This window comes from Noviherbaspirillum suwonense (genome assembly GCF_900182955.1).
GTDB lineage: Bacteria > Pseudomonadota > Gammaproteobacteria > Burkholderiales > Burkholderiaceae_D > Noviherbaspirillum_A > Noviherbaspirillum_A suwonense.
This window is the reverse complement of the sequence record NZ_FXUL01000029.1, coordinates 55,537-76,448: the sequence shown is the minus strand read 5'-3', so window position 1 is coordinate 76,448 and position 20,912 is coordinate 55,537. Positions and strand designations below refer to the sequence as shown.

At 66.5% G+C, this 20,912-nt stretch carries 19 protein-coding genes and 1 pseudogene; 11 read left to right on the top strand and 9 right to left on the bottom strand.

Annotated features, from left to right (window positions below):
- Together QOL82_RS29335 and QOL82_RS25675 are read left to right on the top strand one after the other, a co-directional pair.
- Positions 1 to 138: pseudogene (locus QOL82_RS29335) on the top strand (tripartite tricarboxylate transporter permease); the annotation flags it as partial.
- A gap of 257 nt (positions 139 to 395) precedes the next feature.
- A complete protein-coding gene (locus QOL82_RS25675) occupies positions 396 to 1,730 on the top strand; it encodes a DUF2254 domain-containing protein (RefSeq protein WP_283445167.1) in 1,335 nt (444 codons plus the stop codon).
- Positions 1,731 to 1,751: 21 nt separating this feature from the next.
- On the opposite strand, the gene QOL82_RS25670 is transcribed toward QOL82_RS25675, so the two are convergent.
- The 4 genes from QOL82_RS25670 to QOL82_RS25655 form a co-directional block, all read right to left on the bottom strand.
- On the bottom strand, positions 1,752 to 3,098 hold the full coding sequence (locus tag QOL82_RS25670) for a chloride channel protein (protein WP_283445166.1): 1,347 nt from the start codon (positions 3,096 to 3,098) through the stop codon (positions 1,752 to 1,754).
- A gap of 85 nt (positions 3,099 to 3,183) precedes the next feature.
- Positions 3,184 to 4,740, bottom strand: coding sequence for a class I adenylate-forming enzyme family protein (locus tag QOL82_RS25665; RefSeq protein ID WP_283445171.1), 1,557 nt, complete (start codon positions 4,738 to 4,740; stop codon positions 3,184 to 3,186).
- A gap of 43 nt (positions 4,741 to 4,783) precedes the next feature.
- On the bottom strand, positions 4,784 to 5,998 hold the full coding sequence (locus QOL82_RS25660; RefSeq protein WP_283445165.1) for a serine hydrolase domain-containing protein: 1,215 nt from the start codon (positions 5,996 to 5,998) through the stop codon (positions 4,784 to 4,786).
- 96 nt (positions 5,999 to 6,094) lie between these two features.
- On the bottom strand, positions 6,095 to 6,832 hold the full coding sequence (locus QOL82_RS25655) for a FadR/GntR family transcriptional regulator (RefSeq protein ID WP_283445164.1): 738 nt from the start codon (positions 6,830 to 6,832) through the stop codon (positions 6,095 to 6,097).
- A 166-nt stretch (positions 6,833 to 6,998) separates the two neighbouring features.
- On the opposite strand from QOL82_RS25655, the gene QOL82_RS25650 reads away from it, so the two are divergent.
- Both QOL82_RS25650 and QOL82_RS25645 read left to right on the top strand, forming a co-directional pair.
- Positions 6,999 to 8,435, top strand: a complete 1,437-nt coding sequence (locus QOL82_RS25650) for an aldehyde dehydrogenase family protein (RefSeq protein ID WP_283445163.1) — start codon at positions 6,999 to 7,001, stop codon at positions 8,433 to 8,435.
- 30 nt (positions 8,436 to 8,465) lie between these two features.
- Positions 8,466 to 9,227, top strand: coding sequence for an SDR family oxidoreductase (locus QOL82_RS25645; RefSeq protein ID WP_283445162.1), 762 nt, complete (start codon positions 8,466 to 8,468; stop codon positions 9,225 to 9,227).
- A gap of 901 nt (positions 9,228 to 10,128) precedes the next feature.
- Here the strand turns inward: QOL82_RS25645 and QOL82_RS25640 are convergent.
- From QOL82_RS25640 to QOL82_RS25630, 3 genes are all read right to left on the bottom strand, one after another.
- Positions 10,129 to 11,406 carry a TRAP transporter large permease gene (locus QOL82_RS25640; protein ID WP_283445161.1) on the bottom strand — a complete coding sequence of 426 codons (1,278 nt, stop codon included), beginning with the start codon at positions 11,404 to 11,406 and terminating at the stop codon, positions 10,129 to 10,131.
- A 23-nt stretch (positions 11,407 to 11,429) separates the two neighbouring features.
- Positions 11,430 to 11,924 (bottom strand): TRAP transporter small permease, encoded by a 495-nt coding sequence (locus QOL82_RS25635; protein WP_283445160.1) that lies wholly within the window; start codon positions 11,922 to 11,924, stop codon positions 11,430 to 11,432.
- An 87-nt stretch (positions 11,925 to 12,011) separates the two neighbouring features.
- Positions 12,012 to 12,992, bottom strand: a complete 981-nt coding sequence (locus tag QOL82_RS25630) for a TRAP transporter substrate-binding protein (RefSeq protein WP_430438548.1) — start codon at positions 12,990 to 12,992, stop codon at positions 12,012 to 12,014.
- 151 nt (positions 12,993 to 13,143) lie between these two features.
- Between QOL82_RS25630 and QOL82_RS25625 the strand changes: the two genes are divergently transcribed.
- From QOL82_RS25625 to QOL82_RS25600, 6 genes are all read left to right on the top strand, one after another.
- Entirely contained in the window at positions 13,144 to 13,566 is a 423-nt protein-coding gene (locus tag QOL82_RS25625) for a gamma-glutamylcyclotransferase family protein (RefSeq protein WP_283445159.1), read from the top strand.
- A 69-nt stretch (positions 13,567 to 13,635) separates the two neighbouring features.
- Positions 13,636 to 15,351, top strand: a complete 1,716-nt coding sequence (argS, locus tag QOL82_RS25620) for an arginine--tRNA ligase (RefSeq protein ID WP_283445158.1) — start codon at positions 13,636 to 13,638, stop codon at positions 15,349 to 15,351.
- A 47-nt stretch (positions 15,352 to 15,398) separates the two neighbouring features.
- Positions 15,399 to 16,106, top strand: coding sequence for an SPOR domain-containing protein (locus QOL82_RS25615; protein WP_283445157.1), 708 nt, complete (start codon positions 15,399 to 15,401; stop codon positions 16,104 to 16,106).
- 15 nt (positions 16,107 to 16,121) lie between these two features.
- Positions 16,122 to 16,805 (top strand): thiol:disulfide interchange protein DsbA/DsbL, encoded by a 684-nt coding sequence (locus QOL82_RS25610; protein ID WP_283445156.1) that lies wholly within the window; start codon positions 16,122 to 16,124, stop codon positions 16,803 to 16,805.
- Positions 16,806 to 16,877: 72 nt separating this feature from the next.
- A complete protein-coding gene (locus QOL82_RS25605; protein ID WP_283445155.1) occupies positions 16,878 to 17,669 on the top strand; it encodes an SDR family oxidoreductase in 792 nt (263 codons plus the stop codon).
- Positions 17,666 to 18,460, top strand: a complete 795-nt coding sequence (locus QOL82_RS25600) for a helical backbone metal receptor (protein ID WP_283445154.1) — start codon at positions 17,666 to 17,668, stop codon at positions 18,458 to 18,460. Before QOL82_RS25605 ends, QOL82_RS25600 begins: the two co-directional genes overlap by 4 nt.
- A gap of 19 nt (positions 18,461 to 18,479) precedes the next feature.
- Here QOL82_RS25600 and QOL82_RS25595 read toward each other — a convergent pair whose 3' ends face one another.
- Positions 18,480 to 18,881 (bottom strand): hypothetical protein, encoded by a 402-nt coding sequence (locus QOL82_RS25595; protein WP_283445153.1) that lies wholly within the window; start codon positions 18,879 to 18,881, stop codon positions 18,480 to 18,482.
- 243 nt (positions 18,882 to 19,124) lie between these two features.
- Positions 19,125 to 20,189 carry an MBL fold metallo-hydrolase gene (locus QOL82_RS25590; protein ID WP_283445152.1) on the bottom strand — a complete coding sequence of 355 codons (1,065 nt, stop codon included), beginning with the start codon at positions 20,187 to 20,189 and terminating at the stop codon, positions 19,125 to 19,127.
- 150 nt (positions 20,190 to 20,339) lie between these two features.
- Between QOL82_RS25590 and QOL82_RS25585 the strand changes: the two genes are divergently transcribed.
- A complete protein-coding gene (locus QOL82_RS25585) occupies positions 20,340 to 20,804 on the top strand; it encodes a MerR family transcriptional regulator (protein WP_283445151.1) in 465 nt (154 codons plus the stop codon).
- The last annotated feature ends 108 nt before the right edge of the window (positions 20,805 to 20,912 follow it).

Below are 20,912 nucleotides of genomic sequence, written 5' to 3'. Positions count from 1 at the left end.
CTGTCGCGGGGCGACTTCAGCGTGTTCTTCACGCGGCCGATCTCGCTGGGCCTGCTGATCGCGGCGGCGCTGCTGGTGCTGATCGTGGCGCTGCCGTCGATCAAGAGCAAGCGCGAGGAAGCGTTCCAGGAAGAATAGGCGCCACGCAGGCGTGGCACCGACAGGAAAGGCCGGCGATATGCCGGCCTTTTTTTCAGGCGGAACCGGTGCAGGCCGGCGCGTGCAGGCGCTCCAGGCCACGGCTGAATGGATCGTTTGCTACGATGCAAGCAGAGCACAGCCTGAACAGCCCGGCGAAGATCCGGTCGCGACTACAAATTTCAGCGAGGCGTAATGGACAATACAGAGCATCCTGCAGCACTCGCGCGCAATTCCCAGGTTCGGGACGGACAGCGATGAGGGCGCAAATTCTCAAGTACTGGGATCTCGTCCGATCGAGTTTCTGGTTCCTGCCTTCGCTGATGGCAGCCGCAGCGGTCGGGCTTTCCTTCATCACGGTAGCGGTCGACCAGTCGGCAACGCAGCAATGGCTGCGGCGGCTCGACTGGGTCTACAACGGTGGAACGGAAGGCGCCAGCGCCGTGCTCCAGACCATTGCCGGCTCGATGATCACGATCGCCGGCGTGGTGTTCTCGCTGACGCTGGTTGCGCTGTCGCTTGCGTCCTCGCAGTTTGGCCCGCGGCTCCTGCGCAATTTCATGCGCGACACGGCGAACCAGCTCGTTCTTGGCACGTTCATCTCGACGTTTCTCTACTGCCTGCTGGTGCTTCGCACCATACGGCGCGAGGAAGGCAGCGTGTTCGTGCCGCATCTTTCGGTCACACTGGGCGTGGTCTTCGCGCTGGCCAGCCTGTGGGTGCTGATTTACTTCATCCACCATGTCTCGGTGTCCATCCAGGCCGATGAAGTGATTGCCCGGGTCGGCGCCGAACTCGACGACACGATGAACCGGCTGTTTCCTGAACACCTGGGCGAGGATGCCGACGAGCCCGCGGACCTGTCGCGCCGGCACGAGGGCTCCCCGCCGCGCGTCGTCAGTGCAGGCAGCGACGGCTATCTGCAGATCGTCGACGCCGAAACACTGATGCGTTTTGCCCAGGACACCGATACCGTGCTTCATCTGGTGCGGCGGCCAGGCCATTACATCGTGCAGGGCACGCCTCTGCTCCATGCGACGCCGGCAGACCGGGTTCCTGAGGACATGCAGCAGCAGCTGCAGCGGGCATTCGTGCTGGACAACCAGCGCACTGCCGCACAGGATGTTGAGTTTGCAATACTGCAGCTGGTTGAAATTGCCACGCGCGCGCTGTCGCCGGGCATCAACGATCCCTATACGGCGATTGCCTGCATCGACCGGCTCGGGTCCGCGTTCTGCCGGCTGGCGCAGCGTCGTTTCCCCGGCGCCTGCCGTTACGATGATGCGCGCCAGCTCAGGATCATTGCGCTTCCGTACACTTTTTCCGACCTGGCGGACGCGGCTTTCAATCCGCTGCGCAATTACGCGCGGGGCAGCGTCGAGGTCACCATCCGCCTGCTGGAGTCGATTGCGGTCGTTGCCAGCGTAACGACGCGCGCAGCCGACCGCGCCACGCTGCAACGGCATGCCGGCATGATCGCGCGGGGCGCGGCCGAGGCCTTGCCCGAGGAAGCCGACAGGCGCGAGGTCGATGCCCGCCACCATGCGGTCAGGCAGGCGCTCGCGGACACGACCGGCCATGAGCCGGCATGACCTGATGCCGCGCGGCCCGTCTTAACCGGGGTCCGCCTGGCGCGCAGGGACCTGGGACGGCACGGCCTCCGGCGCCGGCATCAGCCTGTTCGCCAGCGCATGGTACAGGGGCGTGCGGCAGACTGCCTTGGACGCTGCGCTGGCAATCAGCGCCGTGGCCATCAGCGGCATCAGCATGTGATGGCTGTCCGTCATTTCCATCATGATGATGAACGACGTGAGCGGCGCCCTGGTGACGCCCGCGAGGTAAGCCGCCATCACCAGCAGCACCACTGCGCTGTGCTGGGCCAGGCCGGGCAGGAGCATCGAAAGGTTGTCGCCGATGCCCGCGCCCACTGCCAGCGACGGCGCAAAGATGCCGCCGGGAATGCCGGCCGCCGACGACAGCAGCGTGGCCGCGAATTTGGCGATACCGAAATGCCAGGGCAGGGCGCCGCTGTCTTCCAGGGTCATGCGGGTCGGGTCATAGCCGGTGCCGAACACGAGTCCGCTGGTGGCCACGCCGAGCAGCGCGACGCCGAAGCCGCAGGCGGCCGCCCAGGCGAACGGCCGGCTGCGGGCGAAGACGCCGACACGCCCGGGCAGGCCGTAGCTGAACGCGATCAGGAAACGGCTGAACAGGCCGCCGGCCAGTCCGCCGATCATGCCGCAGACCGCAATGGCCAGCGCGCCGCCGCGCCAGTCCAGCGCGGCACTGGTCGTGCCGAAATAGGTGTAATTGCCCAGCAGCGACAGCGACACCAGCCCCGACAGCACGACGGTGATCAGGGTCGAGCTGTTGGCCTTGAACACGTGGCGGCTGCTCAATTCCTCGATGGCGAACATGATGCCGGCCAGCGGCGTGTTGAATGCCGCGGCGATGCCGGCGGCGCCGCCGGCCAGGATCAGCGTGCGGCGCTGCTGCTCGCCCTGGAGCGGGCCGCGCCCATGGAATGCGTGCATGATGGCGGCGCCGATCTGCACCGTGGGCCCTTCGCGCCCGATCGACGCGCCCGCCGCCAGGCCGCCCAGCGTCAGCAGTACCTTGCCGACCACGATGCGCAGAGACAGCAGCGAACGCGGCGCCACCCGCTCCTCGCCTTCCATCGCAGCGATTGCCTGCGGTATGCCGCTGCCCTGCGCGCCTGGAAACCAGCGCCGGCTCAGCCATGCCAGGGCGGCAAATGCAGCCGGCATCAGCAGCAGGGGCAGCAGCGGCTGCCCGGACCATAGCCAGCGGTTGAAGCGCGTCACTTCCTCGCTGCCGTAAGCCAGTCCGACGGCGACCAGCCCGACGAGCAGGGGGCCGATAAGCCATGCCCAGCCGCGATGCAGGTAACCGACAGCGCGCTTGCGCAGCCTGGCGCGTCGCGAGCCTGCAGGCGTCATGCCGCTCCTTTAAAAGGTATCAAATGGCAGAAAGGGCGCTGCGCAGCGCCTCGTCCTTCCCGTTCAGGCCTGTTTCAGGTCAGTTTCAGGCCGGTTTCGCGCCGGCCTGGAAGCGGTCGCGCAGTTCACGCTTCAGCACCTTGCCGATGGCGCTGCGCGGCAGCGCGTCGGTCAGTTCGAGCGCCGACAGGCGCTGGGTCTTGCCGACGCGTTCGTTCACCCAGGACAGCAATGCCTGCGCATCGCTGGCGGCGCCGGGCCTGCGCACCACGTAGGCAACCGGCGTCTCGCCCCAGGCGACCGACGCCACGCCGACCACCGCCGCGTCCGCCACATCCGGGTGCTCTCGCAGCACGGTTTCGAGGTCGCTCGGATAGATATTGAAGCCGCCGGAAATGATCATGTCCTTCTTGCGGTCCAGCAGCGTCAGGAAACCGTCGGCGTCGAACCGGCCCAGGTCGCCGGTGCGGATGAAGCGCTTGCCCTCGGGCGAATACCATTCGGCCTCGGCGGTCTTTTCCGGCTGGTTGTAATAACCCTTCATCATCGCGCCCGAATGGCCGACCACTTCGCCGGTCTCGCCCGGGCCGACTTCGCGGCCCTGTTCGTCGATCAGGCGGATGTCGTGCTCCGGCGCCGGCTGGCCCACTGTGTGCAGCTTGTCCGGGTGCTCGTGCGCCGCCAGGATGCAGGTGCCGCCGCCTTCGGTCATGCCGTAGTACTCGAGCATGCCGCCCGGCCAGCGCCTGACGATGTCCGCCTTCAGCGCGGCCGAGAACGGCGCGCTGGTGCAGAACTTCATCTGGAAGGAAGACAGGTCGTAGCGGTCGAACTCCGGGTGCGCCATCAGGCGCTGGTACTGCACCGGCACCAGCATCGTATGGGTGACGCGGTGCTTCTGCGCCAGTTCGAGATAGGCGCTGGCGTCGAACTTGGCCATCAGCACCACGGTGCCGCCGAGCGCGATGGTCGGGAAGAAGCTGACCAGCGTGGTGTTGGAATACAGCGGCGTCGAGATCAGCGTCACCGCCTGCGTGCCGTAGCCGTTCAGGTGGCCGCGCTTCACATGCAGCCAGCGCATTGCATGCGGCTGGGCGATGCCCTTGGGCGCGCCGGTGGTGCCGGACGAATAAATGATGTTGAACACCCAGTCCGGCTGCAGCTCGACCGGCTGCGGCTGGCTGCCTGCCGGCGCGAGCCAGCCATCCCAGTTCGGCGCCGCGCTATTGTCGAGCCGCACCTGCGCGACCTTCAGCCGCTCCTGCACCGGCTCCAGCGTGGCGGCGGTCGACGCATCGGTAAACAGCAGCCGCGCGCCGGAATCGTCGATCATCACCGCCAGGCTGTCGGCAGTGGACGACGGCGCCAGCGGCGCCACCGCGACGCCGGCGCGCAGCGCGCCCAGGAACAGCGCCGCGTATTCGATCGAGGTGCCGGCGCAGACGGCGACGGCGTCGCGCGGCTGCAGGCCGTCGCGCTGCAGCGAGGCGGCGACGCGGTCCATCAGCGCGTCGAGTTCGCCGTAGCTGACGCTGCGGCCGTCCTGCACCAGCGCCGGATGGTCCGGACGCTCGGTCGCATGGGCGTGGATGAGTGCGGGCAGGGTGCCGAAATCCTGTTCAAGCAAGGTTGCGATAGTCATCATGTTCATCGATAAGTCGGTTGCATAAGTCGGTTGCATGAGCTCAGAGCGCCGCATACACCAGGTTGCGGAACAGCTGCCGGTAGTGGGCGCGCTGCTCGGGCGCCTGCATCAGCCAGATGGCGACCAGGTTTTCCGTCGGGTCCACCCAGAAATACGTGCCGGCCAGGCCGCTCCAGTTGTAGTCGCCCTGCGAGCCGGGCACGATCGCGTCGCCGTCGGCGAGGCGCACCGCGAAACCCAGGCCGAAACCGTAGCCGGGTCCGGGCAGGAAGTCGGGCGTCATGCGGGCGCCGGGCAGGTCGCCCAGGTGGTCGCTGGTCATGTACTGCACCGTCTTGCGCGACAGGATGCGCACGCCGTCCAGCGTGCCGCCGCTGGCCAGCATGCGCGCAAAGCGCAGGTAGTCGCGGGCGGTGGACACCATGCCGCCGCCGCCGGAAAGGAAAGCGGGCTTGCTGCGCACATTGATCAGCTTGACCTCGACGCCGCTGTCGGGGTCGGTGGCGAACGCCTCGGCGATGCGATGCTGCTGTTCCGCCGGCACCCAGAAGCCGCTGTCCTTCATGCCCAGCGGCCCGAGGATGCGCTGCTGCAGGAATTCGTCCAGCGCCATGCCGGAAATGCGCTCGACCAGAGCGCCCAGCACGTCGGTCGAGCGGCTGTATTCCCAGACGGTGCCGGGCTGGTAGGCCAGCGGCACCTTGGCCAGGCGGCGCACCAGCTCGTCGTTCGTGACGTCGCGCCGCTCGACGCCGGCCTCGGTATAGGCGCTCTTGACCATGGACTCGCCGAAGATGCCGTAGGTCAGCCCCGAGGTATGGCGCAGCAGGTCCTGCACTGTCATTTCCCTGTGCGCGGCGACCGTTTCCAGCACCGGCCAGCCTTCGCGGTCCGCGCCCTGCACGCCCACGTCAGGCTGTCCCAGTTCCGGCAGGTAGGTTGACACCGGCTCGCTGATCAGCAGCCGGCCTTCCTCGACCAGCATCATCACCGCCACCGACACGATGGGCTTGGTCATCGAGTAGATGCGGAAGATCGTGTCGATCGACATCGGCGTATCGCCTGCCGGGTCCTGCCTGCCGAGCGCGGTCTCGTAGACCGTCTGGTCATGGTGGGAAATCAGCATCACCGCGCCGGGAATGCGGCCGGCGTCGATGTCGGCCTGCACTGCGCGGGTGATGTGCTGAAGGCGTTCCGGATTCAGGCCGGACTGGTGCGATGCCGCCTGCGGCAACGTGGGGCTGGCTGCTGTCATGTTGGATTGTCTCGCTGGTTTCGTTGGTTTAATGGCCGGGACATTGTATCGGCAAGCGAAAAGCTTGGCTTGGCCTGGCGCGTCCCGGGCCTGGTTCTAGGCGCCCAGCGCGCCCGCCTCCAGCGTGCCGATGCGGCGCGACGCCATGACCATGTGATGCCGGGCCGCGGCGCTGGCGGCCACCGGGTCGCCGGCGGCGATGGCGTCCAGCAGCGCCCGGTGTTCGTCCAGCACCTGGCTGCCCATGTCTGGCTGGCTCGCTTCCAGCGCCCGCGTCACCGTCATTGCGCCGCGCAGGAACTGGCTCAGGAAATCCCACAGCGACAGGAAATGCGGATTGCCGGTGGCGCGGGCGATCGCCTGGTGGAACGCCATGTCGGCGTCGACGCCGTCGCCGCCGCCGCGCACGTCGGCATCGATGGCCTCCAGCGCCGCCCGGATCTCGTCGAGCTGCGCGGGGCTGCGCCGCTCGGCCGCCAGCGCCGCGATTTCCGACTCCAGCCCGCGCCGCAGTTCGACGATCTGGAGCACCGACCGCGCCGAGCCGGCGACCGCCGGGTCGATCCGGAACGGCATGTCCATGCCGGCGCTGCGTACGAACACGCCGCTGCCCTGGCGCGATTCCACCAGTCCTTCCGACTTGAGCCGGGACACCGCTTCGCGGATGACCGTGCGGCTGACGCCGAAGCTCTTGGCCATGCTCATCTCGGACGGGAGGCGGGCGCCCGGCTGGTAGTCGCCGCTGCGGATCAGCGACAGCAGCGACGCAGTCACCCGGTCTGGCATCTTGGCCGGCGGGGCCAGTGTTTCGATCGGGAACTCGACCTTGGTCATTTGATGCAATCCGGGAAGTTAATGTATTGTGATCATACAACTAGGTGCTTCCCGCCTCCAACGCGGAAAGGGAAATCCGGCGTGCGGTTGAACTTGGCCCTCCGCACAGGTGTCATTCATTCGACGGTGCGCCGACCAGCACTGATAACGTATAAAGAGGAGCAACATGCCCGACCAGCATTACATCGGCAACCGCTGGGTTGCCTCGGCGTCGCGCCAGGCGATTCCTGTCATCGACCCGTCCGACGGCCAGCAATATGACGAGATCGCCCGCGGCGACGCATCCGACATCCAGTTCGCGGTGGACACCGCGCGTTCCGCGTTCGAGGGCCAGTGGAGCCTGATGTCGGCCGCCGAGCGCGGCCGGCTGATGTACCGGCTGTCGCTGGCGCTGGCCGAGCGGGTCGAGGAGTTCGCGCAGCTCGAGGCGCGCGATTGCGGCAAGCCGCTGCGACAGGCCCGCGCCGACGCCGCCGCGGTGGCCCGCTATTTCGAGTTCTATGCCGGCGCCTGCGACAAGCTGCATGGCGACACCATTCCCTACCAGGCCGGCTACACGGTCATGACGCTGCGCGAGCCGCTGGGCGTGACCGGGCACATCATCCCGTGGAATTATCCGCTGCAGATATTCGGCCGCTCGGTGGGCGGCGCGCTGGCGGCGGGCAACACCTGCGTCGTCAAGCCTGCCGAGGATGCCTGCATGTCCATCCTGGCGCTGGCCGAGCTGGCCGCCGAAGTCGGTTTCCCGGCCGGCGTGATCAACATCGTCACCGGCTACGGCCACGAGGCCGGCGCCGCGCTGGTGTCGCACCCGGGCATCGACCATGTGTCCTTCACCGGCTCGGCCGCGATCGGCACGCTGGTCGCGCAGGCAGCCGCGGTCAACCACGTGCCGGTGACGCTGGAACTGGGCGGCAAGTCGCCGCAGATCGTCTTCGCCGATGCCGACCTCGACCTGCTGCTGCCGGCGGTGACCAGCGCCATCGTCCAGAACGCCGGCCAGACCTGTTCCGCCGGCAGCCGGCTGCTGATAGAGAAGCCGGTTTACGAAAAAGTGCTGGACCTGCTGGCCAGCGTGTTCGAGCGGCTGCAGGTCGGCCCGGCGCAGATGGACCTCGACTGCGGCCCGCTGATCCGGCGCACGCAGCAGCAGCGGGTCTGGGACTTCCTGTCGGACGCGCATACCGACGGCATCTCGGTGATGGCGCAGGGCACCGTCGTGCCGGAAGCGCCCGAGAGCGGCTTCTACCAGGCGCCGACCCTGCTGCGCGACGTGCCGCACACGCACCGGCTGGCGCAGGAGGAAGTGTTCGGGCCGGTGCTGGCGGCCATGCCCTTCGACGACGAGATGCAGGCGATCCGGCTGGCCAACAGCACCGCCTTCGGCCTGGTGGCCGGCGTCTGGACCGAGAACGGCGGCCGCCAGATGCGCATGGCGCGCGCGGTGCGCGCCGGCCAGGTCTTCATCAACAACTACGGCGCCGGCGGCGGCGTCGAACTGCCCTTCGGCGGCGTCAAGTCCAGCGGCCACGGCCGTGAAAAGGGCTTCGAGGCGCTGTATGGATTCACCACGCTCAAGACCATCGCCATCCGGCATGGCTGAGCGCTTCAAACGATAAGAACAGGAGACGAAATGCGTGTGAAAGACAAGGTCATCATCGTGACAGGCGCCGGTTCCGGCATCGGCGAAGGCATCGCCAAGCGGCTGGCCGAGGAGGGCGCGACCGTGGTGGTCAACGACCTGCAGCCGGCGACCGGGCAGCGGGTGGCCGAAGAGATACTGGCCGGCGGCGGGCGTGCGCGCTTCATCCAGGGCGACGTCACGTCCAGCGCCAGCATGGCCAGCCTGGTGGAGGAAACCGTGCGCCAGTTCGGCCGGCTCGACGTGATGGTCAACAACGCCGGCTGGACCCACATGAACCAGCCGATGCTGGACGTGTCCGAGGAAGACTTCGACCGCTGCTACGCGGTCAACGTGAAGAGCGTCTACCTGGCCGCCATCCACGCCACGCCCGTGTTCCGGCGCCAGGGCGGCGGCGTCTTCATCAACATCGCCTCCACCGCGGGCGTGCGGCCGCGGCCGGGCCTGACCTGGTACAACGGCAGCAAGTCGGCTGTCATCGGCACCAGCAAGTCGATGGCAGTGGAGCTGGGGCCGGACAATATCCGGGTCAATTGCATCAATCCGGTGTTCAACCCGGACACGGCGTTGTCGACTTCCTTCATCGGCGGCGAGATCACCGAGGAGCGGCGGGCGAAGTTCCTGTCGTCGATTCCGCTCGGGAGGTTCTCGACCGCCCTCGATGTGGCGAACGCGGCGCTCTACCTGGCCTCGGATGAGGCGTCGTTCATCAGCGGCGTCTGCATCGAGGTGGATGGGGCGCGCTGCGTGTAGCGGAGATGGGTTGATGGTTGTGGGCCGGCTCCGCGCAGCGACAGTTGCGGTTGCGGTTGCGGTTAGCCCCGCGCAGCGACTGTTGCGGTTGCAGTTAGCCCCGCGCAGCGACAGTTGTAGTTGCTTGTGAAGTGGCTGTTGCCGTTGCCGTTGCTTGTGAAGTGGCTGTTGCCGTTGCAGTGAATCCCCGTTAGATGGCGACGCGTCGCCAGTGCCTGAAACGGATAAAGAAGCGTCCGCTGTCTGAGCGAAGCGAGTTTCGGACGCTTCCCGTTTCAGGTGCTGGCGGCGCGTGCAGTCCGCGTAGCGGACCGCCATCGTAGGGGTCGCCTTTTTTGCCCCACTTTTTTGGCGAAGCAAAAAAGCGGGTCGGCTGCCGGGCCGAACACCCGGCTACTCCCCACGGCAGTGAAGCCTCAATGTTTCACCCGTCAGCAGACGCAGCATCGGCGCCTTGCGCTGTGGCGCGTTCTCGTAACTTGCAGCCGTCGCCAACTGCAGAAGCGGCTTCGCGACGGTGCGCCGGCTGGCGGGTGAAGCAATACCGTCTGTCCTGCCAGACGACCTGGCCGGGTTTCGGCCCGGCAGCCGACCTACTTCTCTTGCTTCGCCAAGAGAAGTAGGCAAGAGAAGGCGACCCCGGAGATGCCGCCCCGCTGCGCGGGGTGCCCACGCCGCTGGCGCCGAAATCGGGAAGCGTCCGAAACTCGCTTCGCTCAGACAGCGGACGCTTCTTTATCCGATTTCGGCACCAGCGACGTGGCGTCATCAACGGGGATTCACTGCAACGGCAACGGCAACTTCACAAGCAACGGCAACGGCAACTTCACAAGAAACTGCAACTGTCGCTGCGCGGGGCCAACTGCAACCGCAACGCTCGCTGCGCGAAGCAGCTAAAGCATCACTTGTGATAAACCACATCCCGCAGGTACAGCGACAACCCCGGCCAGTAGGTCACCACCATCAAGCACCCAATCACCACCAGCACAAACGGCAGCAACCGCGGAATGATCCGGTCCAGCGATATCTTCGCCACCGTGCACGCGGCAAACAGGTTCACGCCAAACGGCGGCGTAATCATCCCCAGCGCCAGGTTCACCACCATCACCATCCCGAAATGCACCGGATCGATCCCGAAGCGCATCGCCACCGGCGCCAGGATCGGCGCCAGCACGATGATCGCCGCCGAGGTCTCGATGAACATGCCGATCACGAACAGCGCCGCATTCACGCCGAGAAGGAAGTAGGCCGGGCTCTTGAGCACGTCGGCCAGCCACGCGCCTATCATGTCCGGCACGCCGGCGCGGGTGATCATGAAGGAGAACAGGCCCGCGTTGGCAATGATGAACATCACCACCGCCGACGAAATCACCGATTTCCTGAAGATGGAAACCAGGTCGGGGAACTTGATTTCACGGTAGATGAAGACGCCGACGACCAGCGCGTAGAACACCGCCACCACGGAAGCCTCGGTCGGCGTGAACACGCCGCCGTAGATGCCGCCGAGGATGATGACGGGCATCAGCAGGGCCAGCGCCGCCTGGCGCGTGGCCGGCAGCACGTCCATCTTGCCGACATGGTCATTTTTGCCATAGCCCTTGTAGCGGGCATACACCACGGCGAAGATCATCAGCGCCACGCCGATGAAGATGCCGGGGCCGATGCCGGCGATGAACAGCTCGCCGATCGACACTTCGGCCGATACGCCGTACAGGATCATCGGGATCGACGGCGGGATGATCACGCCCAGTTCGGCCGAGGTGGCCTGCAGCGCCGCCGCGTAGCCGACCGGGTAGCCGTGCTTGATCAGCGCGGGTATCAGGATCGCGCCGATGGCGAAGGTGGTGGCGACCGACGAGCCGGACACGGCGGCGAAGATCATGCAGGTCAGCACGCAGCTGGCGGCCAGGCCGCCCTGTATGCCGCCGACCAGCGACTTGGCGAATTCCACCAGGCGGCGCGAGATGCCGCCGGTTTCCATCAGGTTGCCGGCCAGGATGAAGAAGGGGATCGCCGCCAGCGGAAACTTGTTGATCGAGTTGAAGATTTCCTTCGCCACCAGCAGCATGTTGGCATTGGCGATGGAGATGCCGGCGATGCTGGCCAGTCCGATCGATACCGCGATCGATATCGAAAAGGCAAAGCACACGAGCATCGTGATGAGCATGGTGGTGGACATGGGGCGGCTTTCTCAGTGTCGGTTCAGGTTGCGGTTTCGAGTTCCGTATGGCGCGGATCGAGGAAGTTGCCGATCGCGCCCACCATCGCGCATACCGCGCCGACCGGCAGCGCCAGGTAGGCCCAGAACATCGAGAACGATTCCATGCCGATGATGGTCTGCACCCGGCCGCGCAGCGCATAGTCCCAGCCGTACCAGGCGATGAAGGCCAGCAGCACCAGCGACGCGGTCATGATCAGGAAGTCGAGCACGCGCTGGAAGCGCGGGCCGGACTTGCGGTGCATCAGGTCGACCGACACCATGGAGCCCAGCCGGAACGCCGCCGGTATGCCCATGAAGACCATCCAGATCAGCGAGAAGCGCACCAGCACCTCGCTCCATTCGGAAGGCTGCTCCAGCACGAAGCGCATGACCACCTGGGTCATGCCCATCACGACCGCGGCCAGCAGCATGAGGCCGGCTATGGTCAGCGAAACGAGGTTCAGGCCGTGCTCGAACTTGAGAAAGGCATTCTTCATGGTGCGGTCCTTCCGGGAGGGATGGCCGCGTCCGTGCCCGCATCCGCCCCGTCAGGGTGCGGATGCGGGCACAGGGCGGCGGGAGTATTACTTGACGTTGCGGATGCGGTCGAGGTTGGCCTTGCCGAACTGCTTTTCAAAGTCGGCATAGACCGGCGCCAGCGTTGCCTGGTAGCGCGTCTTGTCGACAGTGTCGACAACCGTCATGCCCTTGGCGCGCAGGTCGGCCACGGCGATCTTCTCATCCGAATCGACGCGCAGGCGGTTGGCCTTGACGCCTTCCTTGGCCGCTTCGAGGAAGGCGGTCTTGTCGGCGGCCGACAGCTTGTCGAACGCTTCCTTGTTCATCAGGAAGACGCACGGGGAATAAACGTGGCCGGTCAGGGTCAGGAATTTCTGGACCTGGTCGAACTTGGCCGACGTGATGACCGACAGCGGGTTTTCCTGGCCGTCGACGGTGCCCTGCTGCAGCGCGGTGAACACCTCGCTGAAGGCCATCGGCGTCGGGATGATGCCGAAGCCCTTGTAGGCCTGCACGTGGACCGGGTTTTCCATGGTGCGCATCTTCAGGCCCTTGAGGTCGTCCGGCCCGTTGACCGCGCGCTTGCTGTTGGTCATGTGGCGGAAACCGTTTTCGCCCCAGGCCAGCGCCTTGATGCCGCGCGCATCGAATTTCTGCAGCAGGTCCTGGCCGATCGGGCCGTCCAGCACCGCGCGCGCATGGGCGTAGTCGCGGAACAGGAAAGGCACGTCGAGGATTTTCACGTCGGGCACGAAGTTGGGCACCGGGCCGGTGGAGGTAAACGTCAGTTCCTGGGTGCCCAGCTGCACCGCCTCGGTCGCCTCGCGCTCCGCGCCCAGCGAGCCGGAATAGAAAGGCTGTATCTTGTAGCGGCCGCCGGTGCGCTTGTCCACTTCCTTGGCAAACGTGTCGATCGCCACGCCCTGGTGCGAGTTCTGCGGGATCGAGACGCTGATGCGCATCGTGGTCTGTGCCGCGGCCATCGAGGAAAAGCCGGCGGCCAGCGCGAGTGCGAGCGCGGTGGCGCCAAGTCGGAATGAGGTCATGCAAGTCTCCTGTATCGTTCTGTATACGTTCATGGAACGTGGTTTGTAAGTTGTATTACAACTATATAGTACAGCCTCGGCAACGCGCAACACAAAGCGCACCGGCGCGGAAGGGTCCGCGCCTCCACTGCAAGGAAAGAAAGGACGTATCGTGAACGGCAATATTTTTACTTATGGGTCGCTGATGTTCGACGAGGTCTGGTGCCAGGTGGTGACCGGCCGCTACCCCTCGGAACCGGCGCTGCTGGACCATCACCAGCGGCACGCGCTGACCGGCCTCAGCTATCCGGGCGTAGTGGCGACGCCGGGCGCGCAGGTGGCAGGGCGGCTGTACCGGGATGTCAGCGCGGTGGACATCGCCCGGCTCGACGCATTCGAGGGCCCCGAGTACCGGCGCGATGCGCTGCAGGTGGTGCTGGTCAGCGGCGAGCACGTCAGCGCCTGGACCTACCTCTGGCTGGATCCGCAGCGACTGTCCGGCCAGCCGTGGGAGACCGACGCATTCCGCCTGCATGAATTCCTGGAAACTTATCCGCCGGCCGCCGTTAATCCGGACGCCACTCCCGGCAGTTAAGCCCGGCCCAGCCAGTATAATCAGCCGTTTAAGCACACTGCGGGCGGCCGCCCGCGTCGATCGAACGCCATGCTAGCCATACAAAAAAACCAGATCATTTCCCTGTTTCGCGCCGCGCTGACTCCCTTGCTTGCCGACTCCGGCCTGCAGCCCAACGTGGTGCTGGAGCGTCCGCGCGACCCGTCCCACGGCGACGTCGCCTGCAATATCGCGCTCCAGCTGGCCAAGCCGCTGAAAAAGAATCCGCGCCAGCTGGCCGAAGCGCTGGCGGCCGCGGTGATGGCCGATCCGGCGCGCGCCGGGCTGGTGGACGCGGTGGAAATTGCCGGGCCGGGCTTCATCAACCTGCGCCTGTCGGCGCAGTCGCGGCAGGCGGTGGTCGCCGAGATCATGAAGCAGGGGAATGCGTACGGCCGCGGCGAGCACGGCGCCGGCCAGCGGGTGCTCGTCGAGTTCGTGTCGGCCAACCCGACCGGCCCGCTGCACGTGGGCCACGGCCGCCAGGGCGCGCTGGGCGACGCGATGGCGGCGCTGCTGACCTCGCAGGGCTATGACGTGACCCGTGAGTTCTACTACAACGACGCCGGCGTGCAGATCGCCACGCTGGCCAATTCGGTGCAGGCGCGCGCCCAGGGCCACAAGCCCGGCGACGCATCCTGGCCGGAGAGCGCATACAACGGCGACTACATCGCCGACATCGCCCGCGACTTCCTCGCCGGCGACAGCATCGGCGATATCGCCGCCAGCGGCGACGCCGCCGACCTCGACTCGATACGCCGCTTTGCGGTGGCCTACCTGCGGCGCGAGCAGGACCTCGATTTGAACGCCTTCGGCGTCGCATTCGACAACTATTACCTGGAGTCCTCGCTGTACACCGACGGCCGGGTCGAGCGCACGGTCGCCGCGCTGGTGGCCGCCGGCAAGACCTACGAGCAGGACGGCGCGCTGTGGCTGCGCACCACCGACTACGGCGACGACAAGGACCGGGTGATGAAGAAGTCCGACGGCACCTACACCTATTTCGTGCCGGACGTCGCGTACCACATCACCAAGTGGGAGCGCGGCTTCCACAAGGTGATCAATGTCCAGGGCAGCGACCATCACGGCACCATCGCCCGCGTGCGCGCCGGCCTGCAGGCGGCCGGCGTCGGCATACCGCAGGGCTACCCGGACTATGTGCTGCACAAGATGGTGACGGTGATGCGCAACGGCGAGGAAGTGAAGATCTCCAAGCGCGCCGGCTCCTACGTCACGCTGCGCGACCTGATCGAGTGGTCGGCCGGCGAGGCCGTCGACAGCGCGCCGCGCGACCTGACCCGCGGCCGCGACGCGGTGCGCTTCTTCCTCATCTCGCGCAAGGCTGACACCGAGTTCGTGTTCGACGTCGACCTGGCGCTGGCGCAGTCCGACGAAAACCCGGTGTACTACGTGCAGTATGCGCATGCCCGGATCTGCTCGGTGCTGGCGCAGTGGAATGGCGACGAAGCGACCCTGGCCGATGTCGACCTGTCGCCGCTGACCGCGCCGCGCGAAGCCGCGCTGCTGGCAAGGCTGGCCGAATACCCGGATGCGCTGCAGAAGGCGATGGAAGAGCTGGGCCCGCACCAGGTGGCGTTCTACCTGCGCGACCTGGCCGGCGAACTGCACAGCTACTACAATGCCGAGCGGGTGCTGGTGGACGACCTGCCGACCCGCATGGCGCGGCTGGCGCTGCTGGTGGCGACCCGCCAGGTCCTGCGCAACGGCCTCGCGCTGATCGGCGTTTCCGCGCCGGCGCGCATGTAATGCGCGGCCCGTATCCGCAATGTAGTCCGACTGGAAATCGAGGAAGCATGATCTATCAAAGCAACAGGCAGGCTGGCGGCACCATACTGGGCCTGATCATCGGCCTCATCATCGGCCTGGCCATCGCGGTCGGCGTGGCGATCACCATCAAGAACACGCCGCTGCCCTTCGTCAACAAGCTGGGCAAGCAAGAAAAAACGCCCGACCGGTCGCCCGACCGGGTCGTCGCGCCCAACACCAGCAATGCGCCGCCGCCGGTCGCGCCGACCGGCCCGATCGATCCCAACAAGCCGCTGTACGGCAACCGCGAAGCGGCGCGCCAGGCAGCCAAGGACGTGCCGCGCAAGTCCGAAGAAGAGCAGGCGGTCGACGCCGAGGTCGAGGCGAAGAAGGCCGAGGCGCAGCGCGAGGAAACGCGGCGCGCAGAAGCCAGGGCCAGGGCCGCGGCGGCGCGCGAAGCGGCCAAGCCGGCGGTGGTCGAGCGCTCCACGGTCGAGGGCGCCGGCACGGTCGACGACAAATTCACCTATTATCTGCAGGCTGGCGCGTTCCTGGAGCGTGCCGATGCGGAAAATGCGAAGGCCAAGCTGGCGCTGATGGGCCTGTCGGCCAGCATCGCCGAGCGCAAGACCGACAACGGCACGCTGTACCGGGTGCGGCTGGGCCCGTTTGGCAATCTCGAAACCATGAACCGGGTGCGCAGCCGGCTCGGCGACAATGGCGTCGACGTGGCCGTGGTCCGTGTTCCCAAATAAATCCGAGGAGTGGCAATGAAATTCATCAAGCACATGCTGGCGGCGGCAAGCCTGGCGGCACTGGCAGCGACAGCGCAGGCAACGCCGCAGGCGCCTGTCAGCGGCACCGATTACAAGACGCTGGACAAGGCCCAGTCGACCGACGCGCCCGCCGGCAAGGTCGAGGTCACCGAGTTTTTCTGGTACTCGTGCCCGCACTGCGCGGCGCTCGATCCGGCGCTGGAGGCATGGGTGAAGAAGCAGGGCAATGCGATCGCCTTCAAGCGCGTGCCGGTGATGTTCCGGCCGTCCTTCGTGCCGCAGCAGAAGCTGTACTACACGCTGGAAGCCATGGGCCGCCTGCATGACCTGCATCCGAAGGTGTTCAATGCGATCCACGGCGAGCGCAAGGCGCTCGACTCCGACGCGGCGATCACCGACTACATCGTCGCGCAGGGCGTCGACAAGGCCAAGTTCCTGGAGGTCTACAACTCCTTCGGCGTGCAGACCAAGGCCAAGCGCGCGGCGCAGCTGCAGGAAGGCTACAAGATCGACGGCGTGCCGACGCTGGCCATCGACGGCCGCTACATGACCTCGCCGTCCATCGTCGGCGCCGGCATGGGCGGCAACCAGCCCGAGCCGGCCCTGCACGCGGCCGCGCTGCAGGTGGCGAGCTTCCTGGTGGACAAGGCCGCCAAGGAGCAGGCCGCGAAGAAGTAAGGCCGACCTGGCCGCATCAAGCCCGCCGCTCGCAAGAGGGCGGGCTTTTTTTTACGGATGACAGGAGATTCGATGAAGCGGGTTTTCATTACCGGCGCCTCCAGCGGCCTCGGCGCCGCGCTGGCGCGCGAGTATGCGGCGCGCGGCGCCATGCTGGGCCTGGTCGCGCGGCGCGAGACGGTGCTGCGCGAACTGGCCGCCACGCTGCCCGACAGCGGCCGGCACCGCATCTATGCGCTGGATGTGACCGACCATGCGGCGCTGGCCGCCGCCGCCACCGACTTCATGGCGGCTGCCGGCGGCATCGACGTCGTCATCGCCAATGCCGGCATCTCGGTGGGCACGCTGACCGAGATCGCGGAAGACCTGCCGCAGTTCGAGCGCGTCGTCGCCACCAACCTGAATGCCACGGTCGCGACCTTCATGCCCTTCATCGCCGCGATGCGGCGCCAGGCGCAGGCCGGCGAGCGCGGCTGCCGGCTGGTCGGCATCGCCAGCGTGGCCGGCATACGCGGCCTGCCGGGCGCGGCTGCCTACAGCGCGTCCAAGGCCGCCGTCATCAGCTACTGCGAGTCGCTGCGGGTCGAGATGCGGCGCGACCGCATTGCCGTGGTGACGATCGCGCCCGGCTATATCGACACGCCGATGACGCAGTCGAATGCCTATCCAATGCCTTTCCTGATGCCGGCCGGGCGCTTCGCGTCGCGCGCCGTCGACACGATAGAGGCCGGCGCCAGCTACCGCGTCATTCCATGGCAGATGGGCGTCGTCGCCAGGCTGCTGCGGCTGCTGCCCAACTGGCTGTACGACTTCGCCTTCGCGCGCGCGCCGCACAAGGCGCGCCAGGGCGCGGAGGTCCGATGAAACTGATCGACGCGCTGGGCGTGGAGCACCGGCGGCTTGCAGGCGACGAGACGCCGCGCATCGTGTCGCTGGTGCCGTCGCTGACGGAGCTGCTGTGCGACCTGGGCCTGGCCGATGCGCTGGTCGGGCGCACCGGCTTCTGCATCCATCCGGCCGAGACCGTGCGCGGCATTGCCAAGGTGGGCGGCACGAAAGACGTCAACATCGAGAAGATACGCAGGCTCGCGCCCACCCACCTGGTCGTCAACATCGATGAAAACGAAAAGCCGACGGTGGAGGCGCTGGCCGCCTTCGTGCCGGTCGTCATCGTCACCCATCCGCTGGACCCGCGCGACAATCCCGGCCTTTACCGCCTGCTCGGCGGCATCTTCGGCGCGGACGATGCCGCGGCCCGCCTCTGCGCCGCGTTCGAACAGGAATACGCGGCGCTCGCCGCCCTGCCGCCCGCGCCGGCGAGCCGCGTGCTGTACTGCATCTGGCAGGACCCGTGGATGACCGTGTCGCGCGACACCTACATCGCGCGCATGCTGGCGCTGGCCGGCATGCGGCAGTGGCAGGCGCCGGACGAGCAGCGGCGCTACCCGGTTTTCACCTGGTCGGATGCGCTGGCAGGCGAAATCGATGAAGTGCTGCTGTCTTCCGAGCCGTATCGGTTCACGGAAGCGCACGTGGACGCCATCGAGCGGCAGACCGGCAAGCCGGCGCGGCTGGTCGATGGCGAGATGATGTCCTGGTACGGCAGCCGCGCCATTGCGGGGCTGCGTTACCTGCGCGAACTGCGTCGGGAGTGAGAGATGAAAGGCCCGTGGCCTATTTCTGTCGGTTGATGCGGACGAGCATCCTGATCATCTCGCGGGCGATCACCTGGTAGTGTTCATCGAGGCGCTGCAGGTCGGCGATCAGCTTGACGTCGGCCGAATCGAAGCGGGAGGCCGGGTCGCCGCCGGCGATGGTCTGCGCATCGTCGCCGCCGAAGCGCAGCCACTCGGCCGGCACGCCCAGCCACTGCGCCAGCGTGCGCAGTTTCTCCTGTGTCGGAATGGCCTCGCCGACCAGCCACTTGCGTGCGGCATGCACGGTGATGGGCCTTCCGGTGAAACGGATATTGAATTCGCGCGCAAGCTGCGTCGGGCTGTCGGGTGAGTAATCCGCATTTCGCAGCGCCATTTGCAGGCGGCCGCTGAAATCTTCTCGTTCGATGGATGCTTTCATTGGGGCAAACTATTCCATGTTGAGGCGTGACAGTCAGTCTCTTCTTGACAAGAACTCCTTGTCATTGCGGTTGTGTGACCGTCACAAAAAAACCGGACGCTTCATAGAAGCGCGTCGTGTTTGCCTGATCATTGTATTTTTACTATAGGTATTTGCGGCGGACTGGCAGCGAGGTAACGCCGGGTTGTTTGCGCCAAGTCGTGTTGCCGCCCGCCCGCCGGGGATTGCCGGAAAAATTTGTTGTCATGCACGTACAAATCGCATGACGCCGTCGTCGTCCAGGCGACGCCGCAGCGAGCCGTCGAACCAGAGCAGGTGCAGGTGCGCCAGCGCTTCGCCCATCGCGAAGCTGATCTGGTGCGCATCGAGCGGTCGCGGAAACATGATGGGGACGATGTCGTTGGCCGATTGCGGCGCCTCGCAGGCCTGCATCACTTCGGCCAGCCGGGCCGCATGATGGTCGCGCAGCTGCTGGATGCGCACGTGGAGGCCGCGGAACGGCTTGCCATGCGAGGGCAGCACCAGCGTGTCCTCCGGCAGGTCGGCATAGGCCGACAGCGAGTCGAGATACTGCTGCACGGGGTTCGATTCCGGTTCCACCGCAAACACCGAGACATTGGTGGAGATGCGCGGCAGCACCATGTCGCCGGCAATAAGGATGTTGCGCGACGCGCTGTACAGCGCGATATGCTCTGGCGAATGGCCAAAGCCGGCAATGGCGCGCCAGTCGTCGTCGCCGATGCGGACCCGCTGCCCGTCATGCAGCCGGCGGTAGCTCTGCGGCACCGACGGCACCAGCTTCGCATAGTAGGCGCGGCGCGTGCCCAGCTGTTCCAGCATGTCGGGGTCGGTCAGGCCGTGGCGCGCGAAATGCGGCACCATCGCCGTGCCTTCGACGCCGGGCAGCGCAGCCGCCATCATCCGCGCAAAGCCGAACTCGCCGGTGCTCATCCACAAGGGCGCGTTCCAGCGCTGGCACAGCCAGTCGGCCAGGCCGACATGGTCCGGGTGGCAATGGGTGACCAGCACCCGGACGATCGGCAGGCCGTCCAGGTGATGCGCGAAGATCTGCTCCCAGGCCGCGCGGGTGGCGTCGCCCGAGATGCCGCAGTCGATGGCGGTCCAGCCGCGCACCCTGCCGGCCTCGGTTTCGATCTCGTCTTTCAGCAGCCACAGGTTGATATGGTTCAGCGCGAACGGCAGCCCCATGCGCAGCCACAGCAGGCCGGGCGCGATCTCCATGACGGAGCCGGTTTCGGGAAGGGCGTCGCCCAGCGGGTAGTCGAGTTGGGATTCCAGGGCGTTCATCGTAAATTGATAGCGAGTGGCAGGGGTGACGGCGGGCAGCGGCGCGATTCACATTTGCGGCGCGCCCGCCTACAATGCGATTGACGTTTACGTAAACGACCATTCGCGCACATTCTAGACCACCAGCCTGTTTTCTGCCGAGCACATCAAATGCCCAACTACACGATCACCGAACTGGCCCGCGAGTTCGACATCACGCCGCGGGCCATCCGCTTTTACGAGGACCAGGGCCTGCTGACGCCGAAACGGGAGGGCGCGGGCGGGCGGACCAGGGTGTACAGCGCACGCGAACGGACCCGGCTGAAGCTGACGCTGCGGGGCAAGCGGCTGGGCCTCACGCTCTCGGAAATCAAGAGCCTGGTTGACATGTACGAGTCGCCCAAGGACTCGGCGGCGCAGCTGAACCGCTTCCTGCTGGTGCTGGCCCGCCACCGCGAAATCCTGGAACAGCAGCGCGAGGACCTGGAAGTGACGCTGGCGGAAATCGAAGCCCACGAGGCGCAATGCCGGCGCATGCTGGAAGCCGGCGAGGCGGGCGCGGCCAGCGCGGCTGCCGGCAAGCCGGCGAAGAAAACGGCGGCGAAGCGGGCGGCCAAGCAGACCGAAAGCGCGTGAGCGCGGCCCGCGGCATGCCCGGTGACGCCTGGTGACGCCTGGTGACGCCTGGTGACGTTTACGTTAACGTCAACCCGGCGTATCATCCGTCATCACGGATTTCCGCGG